This window comes from Streptomyces sp. CA-251387, assembly GCF_050936625.1.
Lineage (GTDB): Bacteria > Actinomycetota > Actinomycetes > Streptomycetales > Streptomycetaceae > Streptomyces.
Map to the genome: position 1 here is coordinate 2,577,973 of NZ_JBNJMJ010000001.1, position 20,274 is coordinate 2,598,246.

18 protein-coding genes and 1 pseudogene are annotated in these 20,274 nt (G+C 71.6%); 13 read left to right on the plus strand and 6 right to left on the minus strand.

Translation table 11 applies throughout. The features are described from left to right. The first annotated feature begins 115 nt into the window (after positions 1–115). A complete protein-coding gene (locus tag ACQEV2_RS11475; protein ID WP_433039235.1) occupies positions 116–1,243 on the plus strand; it encodes a lipid II:glycine glycyltransferase FemX in 1,128 nt (375 codons plus the stop codon). A gap of 40 nt (positions 1,244–1,283) precedes the next feature. On the opposite strand, the gene ACQEV2_RS11480 is transcribed toward ACQEV2_RS11475, so the two are convergent. Then, positions 1,284–1,988, minus strand: coding sequence for a peptidoglycan recognition protein family protein (locus tag ACQEV2_RS11480; protein WP_433054372.1), 705 nt, complete (start codon positions 1,986–1,988; stop codon positions 1,284–1,286). Positions 1,989–2,865: 877 nt separating this feature from the next. Between ACQEV2_RS11480 and ACQEV2_RS11485 the strand changes: the two genes are divergently transcribed. Next, a complete protein-coding gene (locus ACQEV2_RS11485; protein ID WP_433039236.1) occupies positions 2,866–4,050 on the plus strand; it encodes a MarP family serine protease in 1,185 nt (394 codons plus the stop codon). A gap of 46 nt (positions 4,051–4,096) precedes the next feature. On the opposite strand, the gene ACQEV2_RS11490 is transcribed toward ACQEV2_RS11485, so the two are convergent. After that, positions 4,097–4,597 carry an N-acetyltransferase family protein gene (locus tag ACQEV2_RS11490; protein WP_433039237.1) on the minus strand — a complete coding sequence of 167 codons (501 nt, stop codon included), beginning with the start codon at positions 4,595–4,597 and terminating at the stop codon, positions 4,097–4,099. A 69-nt stretch (positions 4,598–4,666) separates the two neighbouring features. On the opposite strand from ACQEV2_RS11490, the gene ACQEV2_RS11495 reads away from it, so the two are divergent. Together ACQEV2_RS11495 and ACQEV2_RS11500 are read left to right on the plus strand one after the other, a co-directional pair. After that, positions 4,667–5,572, plus strand: coding sequence for a TIGR01777 family oxidoreductase (locus ACQEV2_RS11495; protein WP_433039238.1), 906 nt, complete (start codon positions 4,667–4,669; stop codon positions 5,570–5,572). 191 nt (positions 5,573–5,763) lie between these two features. After that, positions 5,764–7,146 (plus strand): NAD(P)/FAD-dependent oxidoreductase, encoded by a 1,383-nt coding sequence (locus ACQEV2_RS11500; RefSeq protein WP_433039239.1) that lies wholly within the window; start codon positions 5,764–5,766, stop codon positions 7,144–7,146. Between the two features lie 87 nt (positions 7,147–7,233). Here ACQEV2_RS11500 and ACQEV2_RS11505 read toward each other — a convergent pair whose 3' ends face one another. Further along, entirely contained in the window at positions 7,234–8,673 is a 1,440-nt protein-coding gene (locus ACQEV2_RS11505) for a regulator (RefSeq protein WP_433039240.1), read from the minus strand. A gap of 279 nt (positions 8,674–8,952) precedes the next feature. On the opposite strand from ACQEV2_RS11505, the gene lipB reads away from it, so the two are divergent. From lipB to ACQEV2_RS11525, 4 genes are all read left to right on the plus strand, one after another. After that, the gene (gene lipB / locus ACQEV2_RS11510) at positions 8,953–9,753 is read left to right on the plus strand and encodes a lipoyl(octanoyl) transferase LipB (RefSeq protein ID WP_433039241.1); all 801 of its coding nucleotides are present in this window, start codon (positions 8,953–8,955) and stop codon (positions 9,751–9,753) included. A gap of 173 nt (positions 9,754–9,926) precedes the next feature. Further along, positions 9,927–10,892: a lipoyl synthase gene (lipA, locus tag ACQEV2_RS11515; protein ID WP_433039242.1), complete on the plus strand. Its 966-nt coding sequence runs from the start codon at positions 9,927–9,929 to the stop codon at positions 10,890–10,892. A gap of 283 nt (positions 10,893–11,175) precedes the next feature. Continuing rightward, positions 11,176–11,376 (plus strand): SCO2195 family GlnR-regulated protein, encoded by a 201-nt coding sequence (locus ACQEV2_RS11520; protein WP_433039243.1) that lies wholly within the window; start codon positions 11,176–11,178, stop codon positions 11,374–11,376. Positions 11,377–11,422: 46 nt separating this feature from the next. Beyond that, on the plus strand, positions 11,423–12,124 hold the full coding sequence (locus tag ACQEV2_RS11525; RefSeq protein WP_433039244.1) for a DUF4191 domain-containing protein: 702 nt from the start codon (positions 11,423–11,425) through the stop codon (positions 12,122–12,124). Positions 12,125–12,241: 117 nt separating this feature from the next. Here the strand turns inward: ACQEV2_RS11525 and ACQEV2_RS11530 are convergent, their stop codons facing one another. Further along, positions 12,242–12,709, minus strand: a complete 468-nt coding sequence (locus ACQEV2_RS11530) for an RDD family protein (protein WP_433039245.1) — start codon at positions 12,707–12,709, stop codon at positions 12,242–12,244. Between the two features lie 198 nt (positions 12,710–12,907). On the opposite strand from ACQEV2_RS11530, the gene glnA reads away from it, so the two are divergent. From glnA to pspAB, 4 genes are all read left to right on the plus strand, one after another. Then, complete coding sequence (gene glnA / locus ACQEV2_RS11535) at positions 12,908–14,317, plus strand: type I glutamate--ammonia ligase (RefSeq protein ID WP_433039246.1); 1,410 nt, start codon at positions 12,908–12,910, stop codon at positions 14,315–14,317. Between the two features lie 123 nt (positions 14,318–14,440). Continuing rightward, positions 14,441–14,707 (plus strand): hypothetical protein, encoded by a 267-nt coding sequence (locus ACQEV2_RS11540; RefSeq protein WP_433039247.1) that lies wholly within the window; start codon positions 14,441–14,443, stop codon positions 14,705–14,707. A 120-nt stretch (positions 14,708–14,827) separates the two neighbouring features. Beyond that, entirely contained in the window at positions 14,828–15,745 is a 918-nt protein-coding gene (htpX, locus tag ACQEV2_RS11545; RefSeq protein WP_433039248.1) for a zinc metalloprotease HtpX, read from the plus strand. 2 nt (positions 15,746–15,747) lie between these two features. Continuing rightward, the gene (gene pspAB / locus ACQEV2_RS11550; protein ID WP_433039249.1) at positions 15,748–16,332 is read left to right on the plus strand and encodes a PspA-associated protein PspAB; all 585 of its coding nucleotides are present in this window, start codon (positions 15,748–15,750) and stop codon (positions 16,330–16,332) included. Positions 16,333–16,365: 33 nt separating this feature from the next. Here the strand turns inward: pspAB and ACQEV2_RS11555 are convergent, their stop codons facing one another. After that, positions 16,366–16,653, minus strand: a complete 288-nt coding sequence (locus tag ACQEV2_RS11555) for a hypothetical protein (RefSeq protein WP_433039250.1) — start codon at positions 16,651–16,653, stop codon at positions 16,366–16,368. A 257-nt stretch (positions 16,654–16,910) separates the two neighbouring features. Here ACQEV2_RS11555 and ACQEV2_RS11560 point away from each other — a divergent pair. Then, positions 16,911–18,556 (plus strand): annotated as a pseudogene (locus ACQEV2_RS11560) (alpha/beta fold hydrolase). 219 nt (positions 18,557–18,775) lie between these two features. Here the strand turns inward: ACQEV2_RS11560 and ACQEV2_RS11565 are convergent. Then, entirely contained in the window at positions 18,776–20,143 is a 1,368-nt protein-coding gene (locus ACQEV2_RS11565; RefSeq protein ID WP_433039251.1) for a DUF2252 domain-containing protein, read from the minus strand. Positions 20,144–20,274: the final 131 nt, after the last annotated feature.

Below are 20,274 nucleotides of genomic sequence, written 5' to 3' on the forward strand. Positions count from 1 at the left end.
TTCGTGTCTGCACGGACTGTTGGGGTGTGCGTCGACGACCGTTCGCCCGTGAACTCTTGACCGGCCGGGTGATCCCCGGCTTACGGTGGCGCCCCCGACCCGGAGCAACCTGCCCATGACCAGCCTGTTCGTGCGGGAGATACCGCGCACGGAACACCTCGCCCACTTGCGGCGGAATCCCGACGCGAGCCATCTCCAGATCCCCGAGTGGGGCGATGTGAAGCCCGACTGGCTGCCGGAGAGCGTCGGCTGGTTCGACGGCGAGGCGATGATCACGACGGCGCTGGTCCTGTACCGGCCGCTGCCCGGGACCCGGCGCTATCTCGCCTACGTCCCCGACGGGCCCGCGATCGACTGGCGCACGCCGCGTCTGGAGCGGTGGCTGGACCCGCTCGTCGCCCACCTGAAGCGGATCGGGGCGTTCTCGGTCCGGATCGGCCCGCCCCTCGTCGTACGGCACTGGGACGCGGCCACCGTGGCGGCGGGCATCGCCGACCCCGACGTACGGCATCTGCAGGATCTGCCCCCGTCCGGTATCGACGGATACGCCCTCGATGTCGCGGAGCGGCTGCGGCGGCTGGGGTGGCGGCCGTGCGCGGAGGACGACGGGAGCGGTTTCGGACTCGGCCAGCCGCGCTACGGCTGTGAGATCCCGTTGGCGGGGCGCTCGGTGGACGAGCTGCGCGGCGCCCTCGCCCCGCACTGGGAACAGGCCTTGCGTACGGCCGAGGCCGCGGGCGTCCGTGTCGCCTGGGGCTCGGCCGCCGACCTGCCCGAGTTCTACCGCCTGTACACCGCGACCGCCGCCCACGACGGCTTCAAGGCACGCCCGCTCGACTACTTCCGGCGCATGTGGCAGGCCCTCAACGCCGAGGACGACGACCGGCTGCGCCTCTATCTCGCCGAGTACGACGGCGAGGTGCTCTCCGCGGCCCTCATGATCAACGTCGGCTCCCGCGTCTGGCACTCGTACGCCGCGTCCGGCCGCCGGGGGCGCGGGCTGCGGCCCAGCAGCGCGCTGCTCTGGCGCATGCTGTGCGATGCGCGGGCGGCGGGCGCCGAGACGTACGACCTGCGCTCCATCACCCCTTCCCTCACTCAGGACCGGCTGCTCGGACGGCTCAGCTTCAAGACCGGGACGGGCGGCCGGGCCGTGGAGTACCTCGGGGAGTGGGAACTGCCGGTGGGCGCCCAGGGCAAGGTGCTGCAGCGGGCGTTGGGGGTCTACCTCGGCCGCAGGTGACGGACCCGGGCCGACAACGGCCGTGCGCTCGGCTACTCGGCTACGCACTTCTGCCCTGCAGGCGTGCCGCCAGCTGCCGGATCTCGGGCAGGCGGGCGGTGAGGGCGGCGCCGGGGCAGCTGGTCATGTAGCCGTCGTTGTGGCCGGCGAGGGCGGGGAGCAGGGCCGTGGTGCCGGAGGCGTAGCGGCTGCGGCTGTTGCTGGAGGTCAGACGGACCTTCGCGCGCGGGTCCGTGTCGGAGAGCCCCAGCTTCCAGGCGGCCAGCGCGGCGATCGCCTCGCTCATCGCCTTCGGCACGGCGACGCCTGCCGTGAAGGTGCCGAGGGCGGCGATGCCGGTCGTGCGGTGGTTGAAGCCCTGGGTGTGGGCGCCCGTGACGGCACGGTCGACACCGCCCGCGCGGCCCTCGTAGATCGTGCCGCACCGGTCGACGAGGAAGTTGTAGCCGATGTCGTCCCAGTCCCGGGAGCCGGTCTGGCCCGCGTACAGGTAGCGGATGATGCGGGGCGCGTCGGCGCAGTCGTACCCGTTGGGCGAGTCGGTGTGGTGCACGAAGACGGCGACGACCCGGTCGTCGTATCGCGGGGGCGGCTGACCGTGCCGCGTGCCGCCGTCCAGCCAGACAGCCCTCGGCACGATGTACGGCCGCGGCGCCTGATGCCCGGCAGCAGGCCGCGCCTCGACAGGCCGCCCACCGGCCGCAACCGTATGCTCCACCCCGCTCGCGCACAGCACCAACGCGATGACTGCGGCGAGACCGGGGAGACAGGCGAGAAGCGGGAGGACGGCGGGCGGGAGAGGGCGTCCGGCGTGTGGGGCGGGGCGTCCGGCGCGCGCAATGGGGGGTCCGGCGGGCGGGAGGGGGCGTCCGGCGGCGGGCTGGGGGCGGGTTCGGAGCCGCGGGCGGAGCCGGAAGGGACGAGCGGTGCGGGAATGTGGTCCGGTGGCGGAGTGCCCACCTGGCCCCAGCTGCACAACGGGCTCATCCCGCCCGGCAGGCGCACACGCAGCCTCCGCACCGGAATCACGGGAAACCGCCCCCTCCGCTCCCGACGCACCGGCCGCCCACGCCCCCAGAGCCTCGCGCCCCGGTCGACCCGGAGCCCCCGCATTCCCAGCCTCGCGGCCGGGCTCACGCGCAGCGCCTTCCTCCCCGCCGGACCCAAGCGCAGCGCCTCCCGCCCCCTCCCCGCCGGACCCACGCGCAGCCACCCGACCCCCGCGAGCCCTGGGGGCAGCCCCGTCCGCCCACCCCCCGCCAGACCCAGGGGCAGCCTCCCCCACCCACCCCACGCCCGGCGCACGCGCAGCCTCACCCCCTGCCCGCGCCACCCCCGGTATTCGCGCAGCCCACGGTATGTGTACGGCACGTGGTCTTCGTCTCCCCCGTGTTCTCCGGAAGACCCGTCGGGTGACCCGTCGGAAGACACGCATGGTTCTACCGTCCGACCGATCCGCTCCGCCCGCGATGTGTGGTGGGCCACCCGGTGGAACCATCGTCCGGGTCCGGGGCGTTTCCCCAGGTGTACGCAGCGTGGCCGGTTCCCGGCGGCGCGCGTGCGGGTGCTGATCAACGGGCGCCTTCCGCGCGTACTAAGGGGTCCGAGAGAAAGGCGGCTCCGTGGACCTGCTCGACATCCTGCTGTTGCTGGTGATCCTGGCCTACGCGGCGTCCGGCTACCGGCGTGGACTGGTGGCCGGCTGCGTCTCGCTCGCCGGTTTCGTGGGCGGCGCGGTGATCGGCGTATGGATCCTGCCGTGGATGATGGACCTGGTCACACCGGGTACGACGCAGGCGACCGTGACCGCGGTGCTGACGGTGCTGGCCCCGGCGGTGGTCGTGCACGAACTGGCGGGGCGGCTGGCGCTGCGGCTGCGCAGGGAGCTGGACCGGGGGCCGCTCAGGGTGGCCGACGGAGTCGGCGGGGCCGTGGCGAACTCCGTGGCCGTGCTGATCGTGGCGTGGGTGGCGGCGAGTGTCCTGGCCGCCTCCTCCTCCCCGCTGCTCTCGTCCGCGATCCGGGACTCGCGCCTGCTCGGGACTGTTCAGGACGCCATGCCGGACACCACACCCGCCTGGTTCTCGCGGGCCACCTCCGCGCTCACCCAGGCCGGCTTCCCACAGGTCTTCAACCCGTTCGAGAACGAGTCGACGGCCGAGGTCGCCAAGCCCACCGGCGACAGCGTCACCGCGGCCGCGACCAACGCCGCCAAGCTCAGCACCGTCAAGATCGAGGGCGTCTCGGGCACCCAGGGCCGCGAGGGCAGCGGCTTCGTCTACGCCCCGCAGCACGTGATGACCAACGCCCATGTGGTGGCCGGCATCGACGAGCCCGGCGTGCGGGTCGGCGGCGTCGGGCGGTCGTACGAGTCGCGGGTCGTGCTCTTCGACCCGCAACGGGACGTGGCCGTGCTGTATGTGCCCGAGCTGCGCGCCCCCGTCCTGCGGTTCGACGACGCCGCCACGCGCGGCGACTCGGCGGTCGTGGCGGGCTATCCGGAGGACGGCGACCTGAACCTCCAGGCGGCGACGGTCGCGAACCGGGTGCAGGCGACGGGCCAGAACATCTACAACGACGAGACCGTCACCCGCGAGATCTACTCGATCCGCTCCACCGTCCGCCCCGGCAACTCCGGCGGCCCGCTGCTGACCACCGACGGCAAGGTGTTCGGCGTCGTCTTCGCCCGCTCCACCTCCGACGACGAGACCGGCTACGTCCTGACCGCGGCCGAGGTCGCCTCCGACGCCAAGCGCGCGGCGAACGCGACGGCATCGGTGGACACGGGGGATCTCGTCACCTCGTAAAGGCCAACGGGTCAGGCCGCAAAGGCGACCGACCGTTGACGGGACGTCAGAGGCTGCGCCCCATGAGCACGTCGTCCACGTACTCCCCGCCCAGGAAGAACTCCTCGGGCTGCACTCCCTCCACGACGAACCCCTCGGACTCGTACAGCTTGCGGGCCGGTGTGTTGTGGCCGAGGACGCGCAGGGTGAGCCGGCGGGCGCCCCTGCGGCGGGCCTCCTCGACGGCCGCGCGGATCAGTGCCCGCCCGACGCCCCGGCCACGCGCCTCGTCGGAGACGGCGAGGCCCTGGATCTGCCGTACGTGCGCGTTGGCCGCGAGCGGGGTGGGGAAGCCGAGGCGGATGTAGCCGACGATACGGCGGTCCAGTTCGGCGACAAGGTGGTCGTCGGGGGCGTGGCGCTCGTCGAAGAACGGGCGGTACGGCGGCTGCGGCTCGGGCGTGACGGCGTGCAGGTGTGACCACGTGCCGCGATCGAGAAGGGACAGCTCCTCCTCGTCGTCCGGCAGGGCGATGCGTATGTATGGCGACTGGTGGGGCAGGGGCATGGGCGCCACCCTAAGACGCGGGCGCGAAACCGACCGGGAATTTATGTGGTCAGAGGCAGGATGGCAGTTATGGAACATTCAAGAATCGCCGTCGCCGGCTCCACCGGTCTCATCGGCAGCGCCCTGGTGCGGTCCCTGCTCACCGAGGGTCATGAGGTGGTGCGGCTGGTGCGCCGTGCGCCCAGGTCCAAGGACGAAGTGCGGTGGGACCCGGAAAGCGGGTCCGTGGACGCGGCGGGGCTCGCCGGGTGCGACGCGGTGGTCAATCTGGCCGGGGCGAACGTGGGGTCGCGCCGCTGGACGGAGGCGTACAAGGCGAAGCTGCGGAGCGGCCGGGTGCTCGGCACGGCCGCGCTCGCGGAGGCGATCGCCTCGCTGGAGCCGGAGCAGCGGCCGCGGGTCTTCGTCAACGGCAGCGCGATCGGCTACTACGGCGAGACGGGCGAGCGTGCCGTCGACGAGAGCGCGCCGCCCGGGGAGGGCTTTCTGCCCTCGCTGGTGGTGGAGTGGGAGGGAGCCGCGGCGCCCGCGCAGGAGGCGGGCGTCCGGACGGTGTTCCCGCGTACGGGGCTGGTGGTGGCCCGGAACGGCGGGGCCTGGGGACGGCTGTTCCCCCTGTTCAAGGCCGGGCTCGGCGGGCGGATGGGGGACGGGCGGCAGTACTGGTCGTTCGTCTCGCTGCACGACGAGGTGGCGGCGATCCGGCATCTGATCGACACCGACGGTCTCTCGGGGCCGTTCAACGTGACCGCGCCCCAGCCGCTGACGAACCGTGAGATCACCGAGGCCATGGGACGCGTGCTGCACCGGCCGACACTCTTCACGGTTCCCGCGCCGGTGCTGCGTGCGGTGCTCGGCGAGATGGCCGGGGACGTGCTCGGCAGCCAACGGGTGCTGCCCACGCGGCTGCTGGAGTCGGGGTTCACCTTCGCGTTCCCGGAGATCGAGGGGGCGATCCGGGCGGCTGCCGGGTAAAGGGCGGCCCGGAGCGAAGTAAAGGAACGCCCCGCACGGTGTCCGTATGCGACCGCTGTGCGACCGTGCTCTGTCGATGCGCGACTGTTCCTGACCGATCACGGCCCTAACCTCGTGCCGAACTCGGGTATCCCCGGAGCCTGTTGGGGGCATGACGTCTCCACCGGCCGCGCAACCTCGAGGAGGGGCACGTGCTTGAGCCCGCGTACCAGGCGGACGTCGTCATCGTGGGAGCCGGGGTCGCCGGACTCTCCGCGGCGCATCGGCTGACCAGCGCAGGAGTTAGGACCGCGGTACTGGAGGCCGCCCCCTACGTGGGCGGCCGCATGTCGACCGAGAAGGTCGACGGGTTCCGGCTCGACCGGATAGGGCAACTTCTGTCGACGTCGTATCCGGAACTACGCCTGACTCCAGGTCTCGGCGCACTGGCGCTGAGCCCCTTCGCGCCAGGCGTACTGCTGCACAGCGACGGACGCCGGCATCGCGCGGGCGCGGTGGCGAACCCGGCGAGCGCGCGGCGCGCACGGGGCGCACTGCACGCCGTACGCGCCCTGGCGAGCGCCCCTCGGGCGGCGTCCGTGCGGGCGGTTCCGGGCCAGACGCCCATACCGAGGGTGCGCGCGAGCGCTCCGCTCGGCACCGCCGTCGACCAGGCCCGGCTCGGCGCGGCGCTCGCCCGCCTCGCCTCCGCACCCGTCGAACGGCTGCTGGCCCGCCCCGAGTTGCCGGCCGCGCAGGCCCTCGCGGCGCGAGGCGTTCCGGCCCGCACGGTCGACGGCTTCCTGCGGCCGCTGCTCGCCGCCCTGCTGTGCGACCCGGAGCTGACGACCTCCAGCCGGTGCGCGGATCTCGCGCTGCGCGCCTTCGCGAGCGGGCGGCTGTGCGTGCCGGAGGGCGGCGCCGAGGCGCTGCCGGAGCTGCTGGCGGGGGCGTTGCCGCCGGGCACCGTGCACACCGGCGTGCGGGTCACGTCGGTCGCGACGACGTCGGTGACCACCGCGGAGCACGGCGAGATACAGTGCCGGGCCGTCCTGCTGGCGACGGACGCACGGACCGCCGCCGAGCTGCTGCCGGGCCTGCGGGTACCGGACTTCCACCCGGTGACGGTCGTCCACCACACGACGGACGAACCGCCGACGACCGGCGCCGCCCTGCTGCTCGACGCCGACCGCGGCGGCCCGGTCGCCCACACGGCGGTGACCAGCCAGGTCGACCCGAGCCGCGCGCCCGCGGGCAGGGCCCTCATCTCCTCGACGGTCCTGGGCACACCGCCGCCCGACATCGACACGGCCGTACGCATGCACCTGTCCCGCCTCTACGGCACGTCCACGGCGCGCTGGGAGACCCTCGCCGTCCACCACACCCCCGAGGCCGTCCCCGCGATGCGCCCACCGCACGACCTGCGCCGCCCGGTGCGCCTGCTGGCGGGCCTGTACGTCTGCGGCGACCACCGGGACACCAGCACGGTCCAGGGCGCCCTCCACTCGGCCCACCGGGCGGCGACGGCGATCCTGACGGATCTGGGGACGGCGGGCTCGCTGCACAGGGCTGAACCATTACGCGCCGCAGCGTGAAGCGCCCTGAAGGGGCGCGGGGAACTGCGCGATCAGCCACAACGAACCCGCACAAGGCATACGTCGGCCGGAGCTACGGCGAGCCCCCTACCCCAGCGCAGCGACCTTGTCCCGATACCCCCTCACCGGCGCCGCATCCCGATACGGCTCCAACCTCCGCTCGAAGTCCTTGACGTACTCGACCGCCCGCACAGACCGCATCTCCGCAGCCTGCCCGGCGGCCTCCGCCCCGAGCGCACAGGCCTGGTCGAGCTCGCCGAGGCCAAGACGTGCGGAGGCGAGGACAACCCGGCAGAACAGTCGACTACGGGCATACGCAGCGGAGCGCAACTGCAGCGCCCGCTCCGCATGCTGCGCCGCCGCCCGGAACTGCTGCAGATCCCGATGGCAGTGCCCGAACTCGTCGGCGAGCTGCGCCTCGTCGAAGAACCGCGCCCAGTACGGAACGTCATCACCGGGCCGGGCGGCCTCCAGGGCGCGCTCGGCCCGCACCAGGGACGCCGTACAGGCGCGCACCTCGCCCAGCACGCCGTGCCCGCGCGCCTCGCACGCGTGCAGCAGGGCTTGGACGACCGGCGGTGCGCTGGTCCCGACCCCCTGCTGGGCCACGCGCGCGAGCTGGACGGCCTCGCGGCCGTGCCCGAGGTAGACGGCCTGACGGCTCATCGTGACGAGGACGTAGGAGCCGTACGCCCGGTCCCCCGCCGCCTGCGCGAGCCGCAGCGACTGCACGAAGTAGCGCTGGGCGAGACCGTGCGCCGCGATGTCGTACGACGTCCAGCCCGCGAGCCTCGTCAGGTCCGCGGCGGCCGCGAACAGCTTGCGGCCGGTCTGCTCGCCGTAGGTGCCGCGCAGCATCGGCTCGCACTCGTGCTCCAGGTACCGCACGAGGGCCTGCCGGGCGTGGCCGCCGCCGTACATGTCGTCGAGGGAGCGGAACAGCTCGCCGACCGAGCGCAGTGCGGCGATGTCGCCGCCGGTGACCTTCTGCCCGGGGCCGCGCTCGGCCTGGCCGCGCTGGCGGGGTACGGCCGCCGGGCGGCCCTGCGCCGGGATGCGGGTGACCGGCTCGCCGCGGGCGACCTTCTCGTCGGCGCGGCCGATCAGCCAGTCCCGGCTGGGCACGACGAGGCCGGCCGGGGTGAAGGCGATCTTGCGCAGCTCGGCGTGGCTGCCGGAGTCCTTGCGCCACAGGCCGCTGACGATGTCGACGGCCTCCTCGGGCGTCGCGGCGAACTCCAGGCCCGCGTACACGGGCGCGCAGGCGTCCAGGCCGAGGTCCTGGGCGGTGAGCCGGCGGCCGAGGCGACGGGTGAAGACCTCGGCGATGAGGGCGGGGGTCGTGCCCCGCGGCTGCTGCCCACGCAGCCAGCGGGTGACCGATGTCTTGTCGTATCTGAGATCAAGCCCGTGTTCGAGGCCGAGCTGGTCCACTCGGCGGGCGAGACCCGCGTTGGAGAATCCCGCTTCTGCGATGAGCGCGGCGAGCTGGCGGTTGGGAGTGCGCTGCGCGGGTCGTTCCGTCATCTGCGGTGCGGTCTCCTGCCTTTCGGGCCTCGCGGGCGAGTTCGGCCGCCGAGTGCCCGGATTGCCGGTGAGCTGCCCTTTTGGCCTCTCGAACGGCGCGAATGTAGCGGAGAGTAAGCAGCCGATCGCACATTTCCCCACCCATTCATCCGATCGTGTGAGGATTGCCGTACCGGGCTGACGCGGGGCCGGGAGGCATCACCCGAACGAGCCGGTCGTACAGTGGCGTGGGCACGCTTTGTGCCTTACGACCTTCCAGGGCTTCCAAGGAGGCTGGCCGTGAGTGAATTGCGGTTCGTCCGCATGGGATTCGGCGCGGACGCCGTCGAGTACCAGGAGGCGTGGGACGAGCAGCGCCGGGTGCACGCGGCGCGGTTCGAGGACGAGATCCCCGACACGGTCCTGCTGCTCGAACACCCTCCGGTGTACACGGCGGGCCGGCGCACGGCGGACAACGAGCGGCCCCTGGACGGCACGCCGGTCATCGACGTGGACCGCGGCGGCAAGATCACCTGGCACGGCCCGGGCCAGCTGGTGGGCTACCCGATCCAGAAGCTGCCGCGCCCGGTGGACGTCGTGGCGCACGTACGGCGCCTGGAGGAGGCCCTGATCCGCACCTGCGCGGAGTTCGGGCTGGAGACCACGCGCGTGGAGGGCCGGAGCGGGGTGTGGGTCCTGGGCGACCCGGTCGAGCAGCGTCCCGCCCTCGGCGGCCTCTCCCTGGACTTCGACCCGCGCCTCACCGACGAGGAGTTCGACCCCCGCCTGAACGGCCCCGAGTACGCGCCCTCCAACGCCGGCCAGCGGCGCGAGGACCGCAAGATCGCGGCGATCGGGATCCGGGTCGCGAAGGGCGTGACGATGCACGGCTTCGCGCTGAACGTGAACCCGGACAACAAGTGGTTCGACAAGATCATCCCGTGCGGCATCCGCGACGCGGGGGTCGCCTCCCTCGCGGCCGAGCTCGGCCGGGACGTCACGATCGCCGAGGTGCTGCCGGTCGTCGAGCGGCACTTGAGGGACGTACTGGAGAACGCGGACCTGAAGCCGCGCGAGATCGAGAAGACCCGGGCTGCCTGACTCGGCCCGTCCCTGGGGTGCAAGTCAGCCCGTCCGGCGTTTGAGGACGAGGCCCGCGCAAGCGGCCCGCGCAGGAATGCACCGGCGTTCCGCAAGGTTGCCCAGCCCGGGGGCGCACAACGCACGGGCGTACCCTGGTGTACGCCGAAGAATCGAAGCTACAGGGAGCCGACGTGTCCGCAGTCTCACCCGACGGACGCAAGATGCTGCGCCTGGAGGTCCGCAACAGCCAGACCCCCATCGAGCGCAAGCCCGAGTGGATCAAGACCCGGGCGAAAATGGGTCCCGAGTACACGAAGATGCAGAACCTCGTGAAGAGCGAGGGCCTGCACACGGTCTGCCAGGAAGCCGGCTGCCCCAACATCTACGAGTGCTGGGAGGACCGCGAGGCGACCTTCCTCATCGGCGGCGACCAGTGCACCCGGCGCTGTGACTTCTGCCAGATCGACACCGGCAAGCCCGAGGCGCTCGACCGCGACGAGCCGCGCCGCGTCGGCGAGTCCGTGGTCACGATGGACCTGAACTACGCCACCATCACCGGCGTCGCCCGCGACGACCTCCCGGACGGCGGCGCCTGGCTGTACGCCGAGACGGTCCGCCAGATCCACCAGCAGACCGCGCGGCGCGAGGGCGGCCACACCAAGGTCGAGCTGCTCGCCCCGGACTTCAACGCCGTACCGGAGCTGCTGCGGGAGGTCTTCGAGTCCCGCCCCGAGGTCTTCGCGCACAACGTCGAGACCGTGCCCCGGATCTTCAAGCGCATCCGCCCCGGCTTCCGCTACGAGCGCTCCCTGAAGGTCATCACCGAGGCCCGTGACTTCGGCCTGGTGACCAAGTCCAACCTGATCCTCGGCATGGGCGAGACCCGCGAGGAGGTCAGCGAGGCGCTGCGGCAGCTGCACGACGCGGGCTGCGAGCTGGTCACCATCACGCAGTACCTGCGCCCCAGCGTCCGCCACCACCCCGTGGAGCGCTGGGTCAAGCCGCACGAGTTCGTGGAGCTGAAGGAGGAGGCCGAGCAGATCGGCTTCTCCGGGGTGATGTCCGGGCCGCTCGTCCGGTCGTCCTACCGTGCGGGCCGGCTGTACCAGATGGCCGTTGAGAAGCGAGGCACATACGTCGCTTCGCAGGCCGTCTGAGCCTTCCCACGTACCCGCCTCCTATGGCACCCAGTGCCAGTCGGCCCGTGTGAATCTGCGCACAAGCGCTTACCGCGCAGTAACCTCCGATCGACGCGGTCCTGGGGTGTCCCCGCAGCTGGGGAGGCCGTCAGGGCCGCGTCAAGGTTTTCCCGCCACGAATCAAGGCTTCATTGGTGTTTGACCGGTCGGTCACGCCCTGGTAACACCAATCAGTGACACTGGTTTTACACCCCGTGTACCGCTCACACCCGAGCCGCCGATCCCGAGGGGGACCTCCACCATGCAGGCCGCGCCGGTTCGCGCCACCGCCATCCCGTCGTTCACCACTGCACTCCGTGCCGTCGAGTCCCTGCTCATGAGCAGCGGCCAGCGCACCGCCCGCCGCAACGCCTGGACCTCCGTCCTGGAGGACCGCCGCCGCGCCAAGGACCGGGTCGAGGCACAGCGCGTCCTGGAGCAGGTCACCTCCGTCCGTCCCTGAGGCACTGCCGTCGTCGGCGCCTCCGGGGCCACGTAGACTTCGTGGCATGGCGAGGAAGGACACGGCAGCGGACGCTGCGAACCCCGGGCGACTGAAGCAGATCGCTCTGACCTACAAGATGACCCGCAGGGCCGACAAGAAGATCGGTCTTGTACTCGCGGCAGTCGGAATCGTCACCTTCGGTGTCTTCCTCGCGATCGGTTTCTTGATCGGTCACCCCATCTATCTCGGCATCCTGGGCCTCCTGCTCGCCTTCCTCGCGACGGCGATCGTGTTCGGGCGCCGGGCCGAGCGGGCCGCCTTCGGGCAGATGGAGGGCCAGCCGGGCGCTGCCGCGGCCGTGCTCGACAATGTCGGCCGGGGGTGGACGACGACCCCCGCGGTGGCGATGAACCGCAGCCAGGACGTGGTCCACCGGGCCGTCGGCAAGGCCGGCATCGTGCTGGTCGCCGAGGGCAACCCGAATCGGGTGAAGGGCCTGCTGGCCGCCGAGAAGAAGAAGATGAACCGCATCGTCGCGGACGTGCCGGTGCACGATCTGATCGTCGGCACGGGCGAGGGGCAGGTCGAGCTGAAGAAGCTGCGGACCACCATGCTGAAGCTGCCGCGCGTGCTGACCGGCCCCCAGGTGACCGCCACCAACGACCGGCTGCGGGCCCTGGGCGACCTGATGAGCAACATGCCGTTGCCCAAGGGTCCGATGCCCAAGGGCATGAAGCTGCCGAAGGGCGGGCCGAAGGCCCGTTGATCTCCCTCGTACGAGAAAGGGGGCGCCCGGAGTCATCTCCGGGCGCCCCCTTCGTCGTATGCGAAGAAGCCGGCGTCGTATGCGAGGAAGCCGACGTCGTAGGCGAAGAAGCCGGTGTCAGATCCGGACCTCGACCGTGCCGGCCAGCCGGTCGTGCAGGCCGCGGCCGTCGCGGTCCCAGACCAGGGCCGGGACGGCGAGGCACAGCAGGGCCGTGCGCAGCAGGGCGCGCAGCGGGTTCACGGTGCCGGTCTGCAGGACGACCACGCGCAGTCCGAAGAGCCGCTTACCGGGAGTGAAGCCGACGGTGCCGACGGTCAGGGCGCTCATCAGGAAGAACACGAGCAGGGCCCAGTTGCTGGTCGCCTGGCCGTAGCCGTCGGTGATCAGACCGTATGCGATCAAGAGGCTGATCCCCCAGTCGACGGCGATGGCACCCAGCCGTCGTCCCGGGCGGGCGATCGACCCCGGCCCCTCCTCCGGCAGACCGAGCTGTTCGCCCCGGTATCCAAAGTCGACACCGGCTTCCTCGGCCGCCGCGCGGGGCCCCGAGAGCCAGGATCCGATTGCTTGCCTCTTGTCCACGTGCCCACGGTACTGTGCCCGTTTTGCGATGTGGACAGGTGGGGTGAGGTACGGGATGTCCGGTTAACGTGTGCGAAACAAATGGGTCACGCCTGAGAAATCACCCGTCCCTAGGGTCGAGGTCAGCGTGTGCCACCGCACTGGCCGCACGAACGAACTACCACCCCGGCGAGGACGGTCGGGAGTAGGAGGAGCTGGATGTTCCAGAACGCCGACGAGGCCAAGAAGTTCATCGCGGACGAGGACGTCAAGTTCGTCGACGTCCGGTTCTGCGACCTGCCGGGCGTCATGCAGCACTTCACGGTGCCCGTCGAGGCGTTCGACCCGGACGAGGAGCTCGCCTTCGACGGATCGTCGATCCGTGGCTTCCAGGCCATTCACGAGTCCGACATGGCGCTGCGCGCGGACCTGTCGACCGCCCGTGTCGACCCGTTCCGCCGTGACAAGACCCTCAACGTCAACTTCTTCATCCACGACCCGATCACCGGCGAGCAGTACTCCCGTGACCCGCGCAACGTGGCGAAGAAGGCCGAGGCCTACCTCGCCTCCACCGGGATCGCGGACACCGCTTACTTCGGTCCGGAGGCGGAGTTCTACGTCTTCGACAGCGTGCGTTTCGCCACGTCGTCGAACGAGTCCTTCTACCACATCGACTCCGAGGCGGGCGCCTGGAACACCGGTGCCCTCGAGGACAACCGCGGTTACAAGGTCCGCTACAAGGGCGGTTACTTCCCGGTCCCGCCGGTCGACCACTTCGCCGACCTGCGTGCCGAGATCTCCCTGGAGCTGGACCGGGCCGGCCTGAAGGTCGAGCGCCAGCACCACGAGGTGGGCACCGCCGGCCAGGCCGAGATCAACTACAAGTTCAACACGCTGCTCGCGGCCGCCGACGACCTCCAGCTCTTCAAGTACATCGTGAAGAACGTCGCCTGGCGCAACGGCAAGACGGCGACCTTCATGCCGAAGCCGATCTTCGGTGACAACGGCTCGGGCATGCACGTGCACCAGTCGCTGTGGGCCGGCGGCCAGCCGCTGTTCTACGACGAGGCCGGCTACGCGGGTCTCTCGGACACCGCCCGCTACTACATCGGCGGCATCCTCAAGCACGCCCCGTCACTGCTCGCGTTCACCAACCCGACGGTGAACTCGTACCACCGGCTGGTGCCGGGCTTCGAGGCGCCGATCAACCTGGTGTACTCGCAGCGCAACCGCTCCGCCGCGATGCGTATCCCGATCACGGGTTCCAACCCGAAGGCCAAGCGCGTCGAGTTCCGCGCGCCCGACTCCTCCGGCAACCCGTACCTGGCCTTCTCGGCCCTGCTGCTGGCGGGTCTGGACGGCATCAAGAACAAGATCGAGCCGGCCGAGCCGATCGACAAGGACCTGTACGAGCTGGCTCCCGAGGAGCACGCGGGCGTCGCGCAGGTTCCGACCTCCCTCCCGGCCGTCCTCGACTCCCTCGAGGCCGACCACGAGTTCCTCCTCCAGGGCGACGTCTTCACGCCGGACCTGATCGAGACGTGGATCGACTACAAGCGCGCGAACGAGATCGCGCCGCTGCAGCTGCGTCCGCACCCGCACGAGTTCGAGCTCTACTTCGACGTGTGATCGGCACCTGACCGGTCCCGCACCGAGGCATACGCCCGCGCCCCCGCTGTCCGTACCGACAGCGGGGGCGCGGGCGTATGTTCTATTCTGCTGCCGATGAGACCACACGGGGGTGGACGGGACATGCCCGAGCGCGAACACGACGACCAGGAGCGCGAGTTCGATCTGAGGTGGGCGGAGCAGGCCGAGCACAAGGAGCCCTCGGCCCGGGCCCGGATGCTCGCCGCGCGCTGGAAGGAGAACCCGCCCGGTCCGGTACCGTTCCGGGCCGACCCCGAGCATGTGGCACGGCGCCACCGGCGCTCGGGCTGGGTGTCGACGGCGATCGTCCTGGGCTGCGTCGCCGCGGTGATCGTGCTGCTGGGCTACATCAACTTCCGTACGTACTGAGGCCACGTACCGAGGCCGGGGCCTTTGCTGGTCCTAGGGCCGATCACGACCCGTTCATGGGCGTTGCCGGGTGCACACTGGGCAGTGGGACGAGTGCCTGAGTGCGCGGGGTGATGCGAGATGCAGAGCCGCTTCAGGAGTGATCGGCGGTTGACCGCCCGCATGGGCGTCACGCTGTTTCTCCTCGGGTTGTTGTACGTGGGGTTCGTCGCCGCGTTGATCGTGCTGCTGAAGTCCTGGGTGCTGGTCGTGGTCGTGGCGGCCGGGCTGCTGGGGGCCCAGTACTGGTTCTCCGACCGGGTCGCGCTGTTCGCGATGCGGGGGCGGGTCGTGGAGCGGGAGGAGTATCCCGAGCTGCACGGGGTCGTCGACCGGCTGTGCGCCCTAGCCGACATGCCGAAGCCCGTGGTCGCCGTGTCGGACATGGATATGCCGAACGCGTTCGCGACCGGGCGGAATCCCGATCACGCCGTCGTCTGTGTGACCACGGGGCTGCTGCGCCGGCTGGAGCCGGACGAGCTGGAGGGAGTGCTCGCGCACGAGCTGTCGCATGTGGCGCACAAGGATGTCGCCGTGATCACGGTCGCCTCGTTCCTCGGTGTGATCGCGGGGCTGATCGTGCGGTTCGCCTTCTACTCGCAGCTGTTCGGCGGCGGGCGCCGGGACCAGAACACCGCCGTCGTCTTCGCCGTCGTCATGGGGGTGTCGGCTGCCGTGTACGCGCTCAGCTTCCTGCTGATCCGGGCCCTGTCCCGGTACCGGGAGCTGGCCGCCGACCGGGCCGCGGCGCTGCTCACGGGGCGGCCCTCGGTGCTGGCCTCCGCGCTCACCAAGGTGACAGGGGACATCGCCCGGATCCCCACCAAGGATCTGCGGACGGCGCAGGCCTTCAACGCCTTCTACTTCACGCCGGCGCTCGGCCGTGAGCCGTCGGTCGCGCGGCTCTTCTCGACCCACCCGAGTCTGGAGCAGCGACTCGACCAACTGGGGCGGATCTCGGTCGAGCTGGGCGAGGCGGCGGCTCCCGGAGGGGCGTGAGCATGGGGCTGCTGGACATTCTGCTCGGTCGTACGAAACCGGTCGCGCCCGATCTCGACCAGCTCTTCGCGCTGCCGTCGGCGGCGGTGACGCTGGAGGCGGCGGCCGGGTTCCGGCCGACCGGGAGCGGGGCGGTGTGCTTCGCCGCGGTCGAGGGCGCGGCTTTCGAGCAGACGCACCGCGAGGTGCAGGCGCTGCTCGACGCGGACGCCGAGCGCGAGGGCCGGCCGGTGGAGCTGACCCGGGACGGCTACGGCTACTCGTGGCTGGTCTCCCGGCGCACACCCGAGCAGCTGCCGGAGCTGGTCAACGACCTGCACGCGGTGAACAGCGCGATGGAGGTCAACGGCTTCGGCCCGCAACTGCTCTGCTCCCTGGCCGGCTTCGAGGACGACGAGGGCAGGCGGCTCGCCCTCGTCTACCTCTACAAACGCGGCACCTTCTTTCCCTTCGCGCCGCTGCCCGGCAGGGCGGAACGGCGCGACAACCCGCTGGAACTGCGGGTGAAGGCCGCCCTCGCGAACGACCTGCGGATCGAGCAGGACCTGAACCGCTGGTTCCCGGTCTGGGGTGCCCCCGGCCTGTGACCGGAGGCACCGGGGCTACCAGCGGGGCTGGTCTCACTTGCTCTTCTCGCGCTCCTGACGACGGGCCTCGAGGGGACGCTCGCGGCGGTAGCGGCGCTCCCACTTGGCCTGCATGTCGCGGCGGTCGCGGTAGGCGCGGTAGTCCGCGGGCATGGGCCCTCCCGACGAGGACCCTCCCCCGGCTCCGCCGCGCGACGCGGAGGAGTCCCGGCCGTACTGCAGGTACAGGAACAGCACGGCGACGGCGGCCAGCCAGTAGAGGTGGTTTCCGAATCCTAGGATCACCAGGACGACAGTCCCGGACATGACGATGGTGCCCATCACGGGCCTCCGTGAGCGTGGGTTGTTTCTGGATCTGGATCTGGGTCTGAACCTGGATCTGGAGCGGTGATCGATGTCTCGACGGGGCGCTGGGGGAAGGCGGCCGTCCGTCGGTGCGTAGAGAGTAGCCCCGAGTCCGCAGGGTGACGCCTGCCCTGCGAGAAGCGGCGTGAACAGCTCCGTTACGCATGTCCAGGGTAGGGAGCCGGTCACTCGGCGTGCATCTCCTTTTCCCGGGGCCCGAGTTGTGTGCGTGAATGGGGCGCATGACCGAGCTCTCCTCTTTCACATACGCCTGCGACGGTGAACGGCTCAGTGGGGTGTACGGCGATGACGGCGGCGGCCCGGAATCGGCCACCGTCGTGCTGCTGCACGGGGCGGGCAACGGCAGCAAGGAGCGGTTGGTGCCGCTGCTGACGGAGTTCGTGGCGCGCGGCTGCCGCGGGCTGGCCTTCGACTTCTCGGGCCACGGTGAAAGCACCGGCGTGCTGAGGGAGTTGAGCCTGCGGCGGCGCTTCGAGCAGGCGGTCGCCGTCATCGACGCGCAGGTGCCGGACGGCGGTCCACTGATTCTGGTCGGCTTCAGCATGAGCGGGCAGACCGTGGCGGACCTCGTCGGGCACTACGGGGAACGGGTGGCGGCGGTGGGCCTGTGCGCGCCGGCGGTGTACGCGGAGGAGGCGTGGGACGTTCCCTTCGGTGAGGGGGACGGGCGGTTCAGCGAGATCATCCGCAGACCGGAGGGCTGGCGCGGGGCGCCCGCACTGGACGTACTGCGCGCGTACGAGGGGCGGGCGGTGCTCGCGGTGCCGGGGACGGAAGCGGTCATCCCGCCGGACGTGACGGAGGCGGTACAGGACGCGCTGGCCGCCCGTGCGCAGTTCAGCCGTTTCGACGTACCGGACGCGGAGCACATGCTGGGGCTGTGGTTCGAGGAACACGCCGAGGACCGGCGGGAGTTCGTGACCGCGGTGCTGACCGGCCTGGGCGACCGGGGGTGGACGGCCACCCGGTCATGGCTGGACAAGCAGCTGCCCGACGGGCGGACCGTCGCCCGCGCCGCCTTCGCGAAGGGCGGGTGGAGCTCGCAGATGCGGCGGCTCACCCTCGACGACGGCACGGAGCTCGCGCTGCGCACGTTCGTGAAGCCCTTCTTCCGCGCACACGCACCCGGCCTGCTGAGCCGCGAGGCGTCGATCCACACCCTGCTCGCCGCCCACGACCACATCCCCGCACCCCGGTTGATCGCCGTGGACGCCACCGCCGAGCACTGCGACCACCCGTCGCTGCTGATGTCCCTGCTGCCGGGCCGGGTGCGGGTCGACGAGGAGGATCTGGAACGTCGCCTGGACCTCCTGGCCGCCCAACTCGCCTGGATCCACCGGGTCGTACCGGAGGAGCGCCCGCGTACGTACCAGGCGTGGACGTCCCCGGAGCGAGTACGGCATCCGGGCGGAGCACTCTGGGAACGGGCCGTGGACGTGATCCGCGCCGAGCCCCCCGCCTACGACGGCTGCTTCCTGCACCGGGACTACCACCCGGGAACGTGCTGTTCAGCGGCGCGGGCGCGGAGCTGCGGATCAGCGGTGTCGTCGACTGGGTGGAGACGTCGTGGGGCCCGGCCGACCTCGACGTCGCCCACTGCTCCACGGCGCTGGCCCTGCTGCACGGCCCCGAGCACGGGCTCGGCTTCCGGGACCGGTACGAGGCACACGGCGGACGCCGCCTCGCCGACGCCGGCGACCACCTGTACTGGCGGCTGCTCGACGCCCTCGCGTACTCCCCCGATGCGGCGAAGCTCGCGGGGCCATGGCGTGAGCTGGGGCGGACGGACCTGACGCCTCAGGTACTGGGCGAGCGGCTGACGGCGTATGTGGGCGGGCTGCTGGAGCGGTACGGCTGACAGGGCGCCGGAGCCGTATGCCTGAGGCCGCCGTCGGAGCCGTACGGTCGACGCCGCCGCCGGAGTCGTACGGCCGACGAGGCCCGGGAGCTGGGGCTGGGCGGCTGACGAGGTCCCAGGAACCGGGCGGCTCACGGGGTCTCCCGGGAACCGGGCGGCTGACGGGTTCTCCCGGGAACTGTATGGCTGACGAGGTTCGGAGCGGTACGGCTGACGGCGTCACACCCCGGGCGCGGCCCTGACCACCCCGGCCGCGACGGCCGCGCCCAGGGCCGCGGGTTCGGCGGTGGTCTGGTCGGCGTAGGCCAGGGCGAAGTCGGTGATCGCGCGGTCGAAGGTGTCGGCGCCGCCGAGGTACCCGGCGATGGCGATCCGGTCGCCGGAGCGGGCGTGGGCCCGGGCGAGGGCGGTGCCGCACAGCCGGGCGTAGGCCAGGAGGTCGTCCGGCCTCATCCCGGCGACGTCCGCGGTGGCCTTCATGTCGCGGAGCTGACGCCAGTAGAAGGCGCGGCCCTGCGGGCCGGACATCCAGCCGAGGAAGATGTCGCTCGCGGCCTGCAGCAGACGCTGACCCGCGACGACGCGGTGGCCGGGGTGGGTGTAGGGCCCGCTCGGCAGATGCTCCTCCAGGACGGACTGCCGGGCCTCCTTGATCTGCAGGAACAGCGGGTCGTCGGCGTCCCGTCCGGCGAGCAGCACGATGAAGCAGCGCAGGCCGACGCTGCCGACGCCGACGACCTTGCGGGCCGCGTCGACGAAGCGGTAGCGGTCGAGGAGCAGGCGGCGCTCCTCGGAGAGGGTCGAGCGGTAGTCGCTGAAGATCTTGCGCAGGGAGGCCATGTCGGAGGTGCCCGCGGGTTCCAGCAGCGGCGGGTCGTGGATGATGCGCCGGCGCCCGTCGACGACGTCGGTGAGCTTGCCGTAGGCCTGCAGGCTGGTGCGGCGGCGGGCCCGGCCGAGGCTGGACTCGGCGCGGCGGCGGCTGCGGGTGGAGCGGGCCAGGGGCAGGAGCTGCTCGGCGTCGACGCGGGTGTACCAGACGTCGAGCTCGCCGAGCCGGGCCAGTCGGCGGATGGTGGTGCGGTATGCGGCCACGGCGGCCAGAGCGGCGCGGCCGGCCTTGGCCTCCGGGTGGCCGTTCTCGCGGGCGGCCACGGCGACGGAGGCGGCGAGCCGTTTGACGTCCCACTCGAACGGGCCGGGGAACGTCTCGTCGAAGTCGTTCAGGTCGAACAGGAGGGCGCGTTCCGGGGAGGCGTAGAGACCGAAGTTGAGCAGGTGCGCGTCGCCGCACAGCTGCACGGTGAGGCCGGTGTGCGGGGCGGCGGCGAGGTCGGCGGCCATCACGGCGGCGGCGCCGCGCAGGAAGGCGAACGGGGAGGCCGCCATCCGGCCGTACCGGATCGGCAGCAGCTCCGGCAGCCGGTCATGGCCCTGGCGTTCCAGTACGGCGACGGGGTCGGGGCGGTCCGCGGAGGGCACCCGGGCGGCGTGCGCGGAACGGGAGACGTGCTTGCGGACCGCCTTCCCGCGGAGTGCTCGGTCGGCGGGGGTGGCGGGGTGGGCGGGGGTGGCCGGGGCGGTCATGAGAGACCGGCTCCGCATCCGTCCGGCCCGTGCGGTGACTGTCGTATGCCGTACGTGCCCTCACTGCCCATCGCGCCTCCCACTGCCACGCACCGCCACGCCCGCTCGAGCGGGCGCCACCTCCTGCTCGC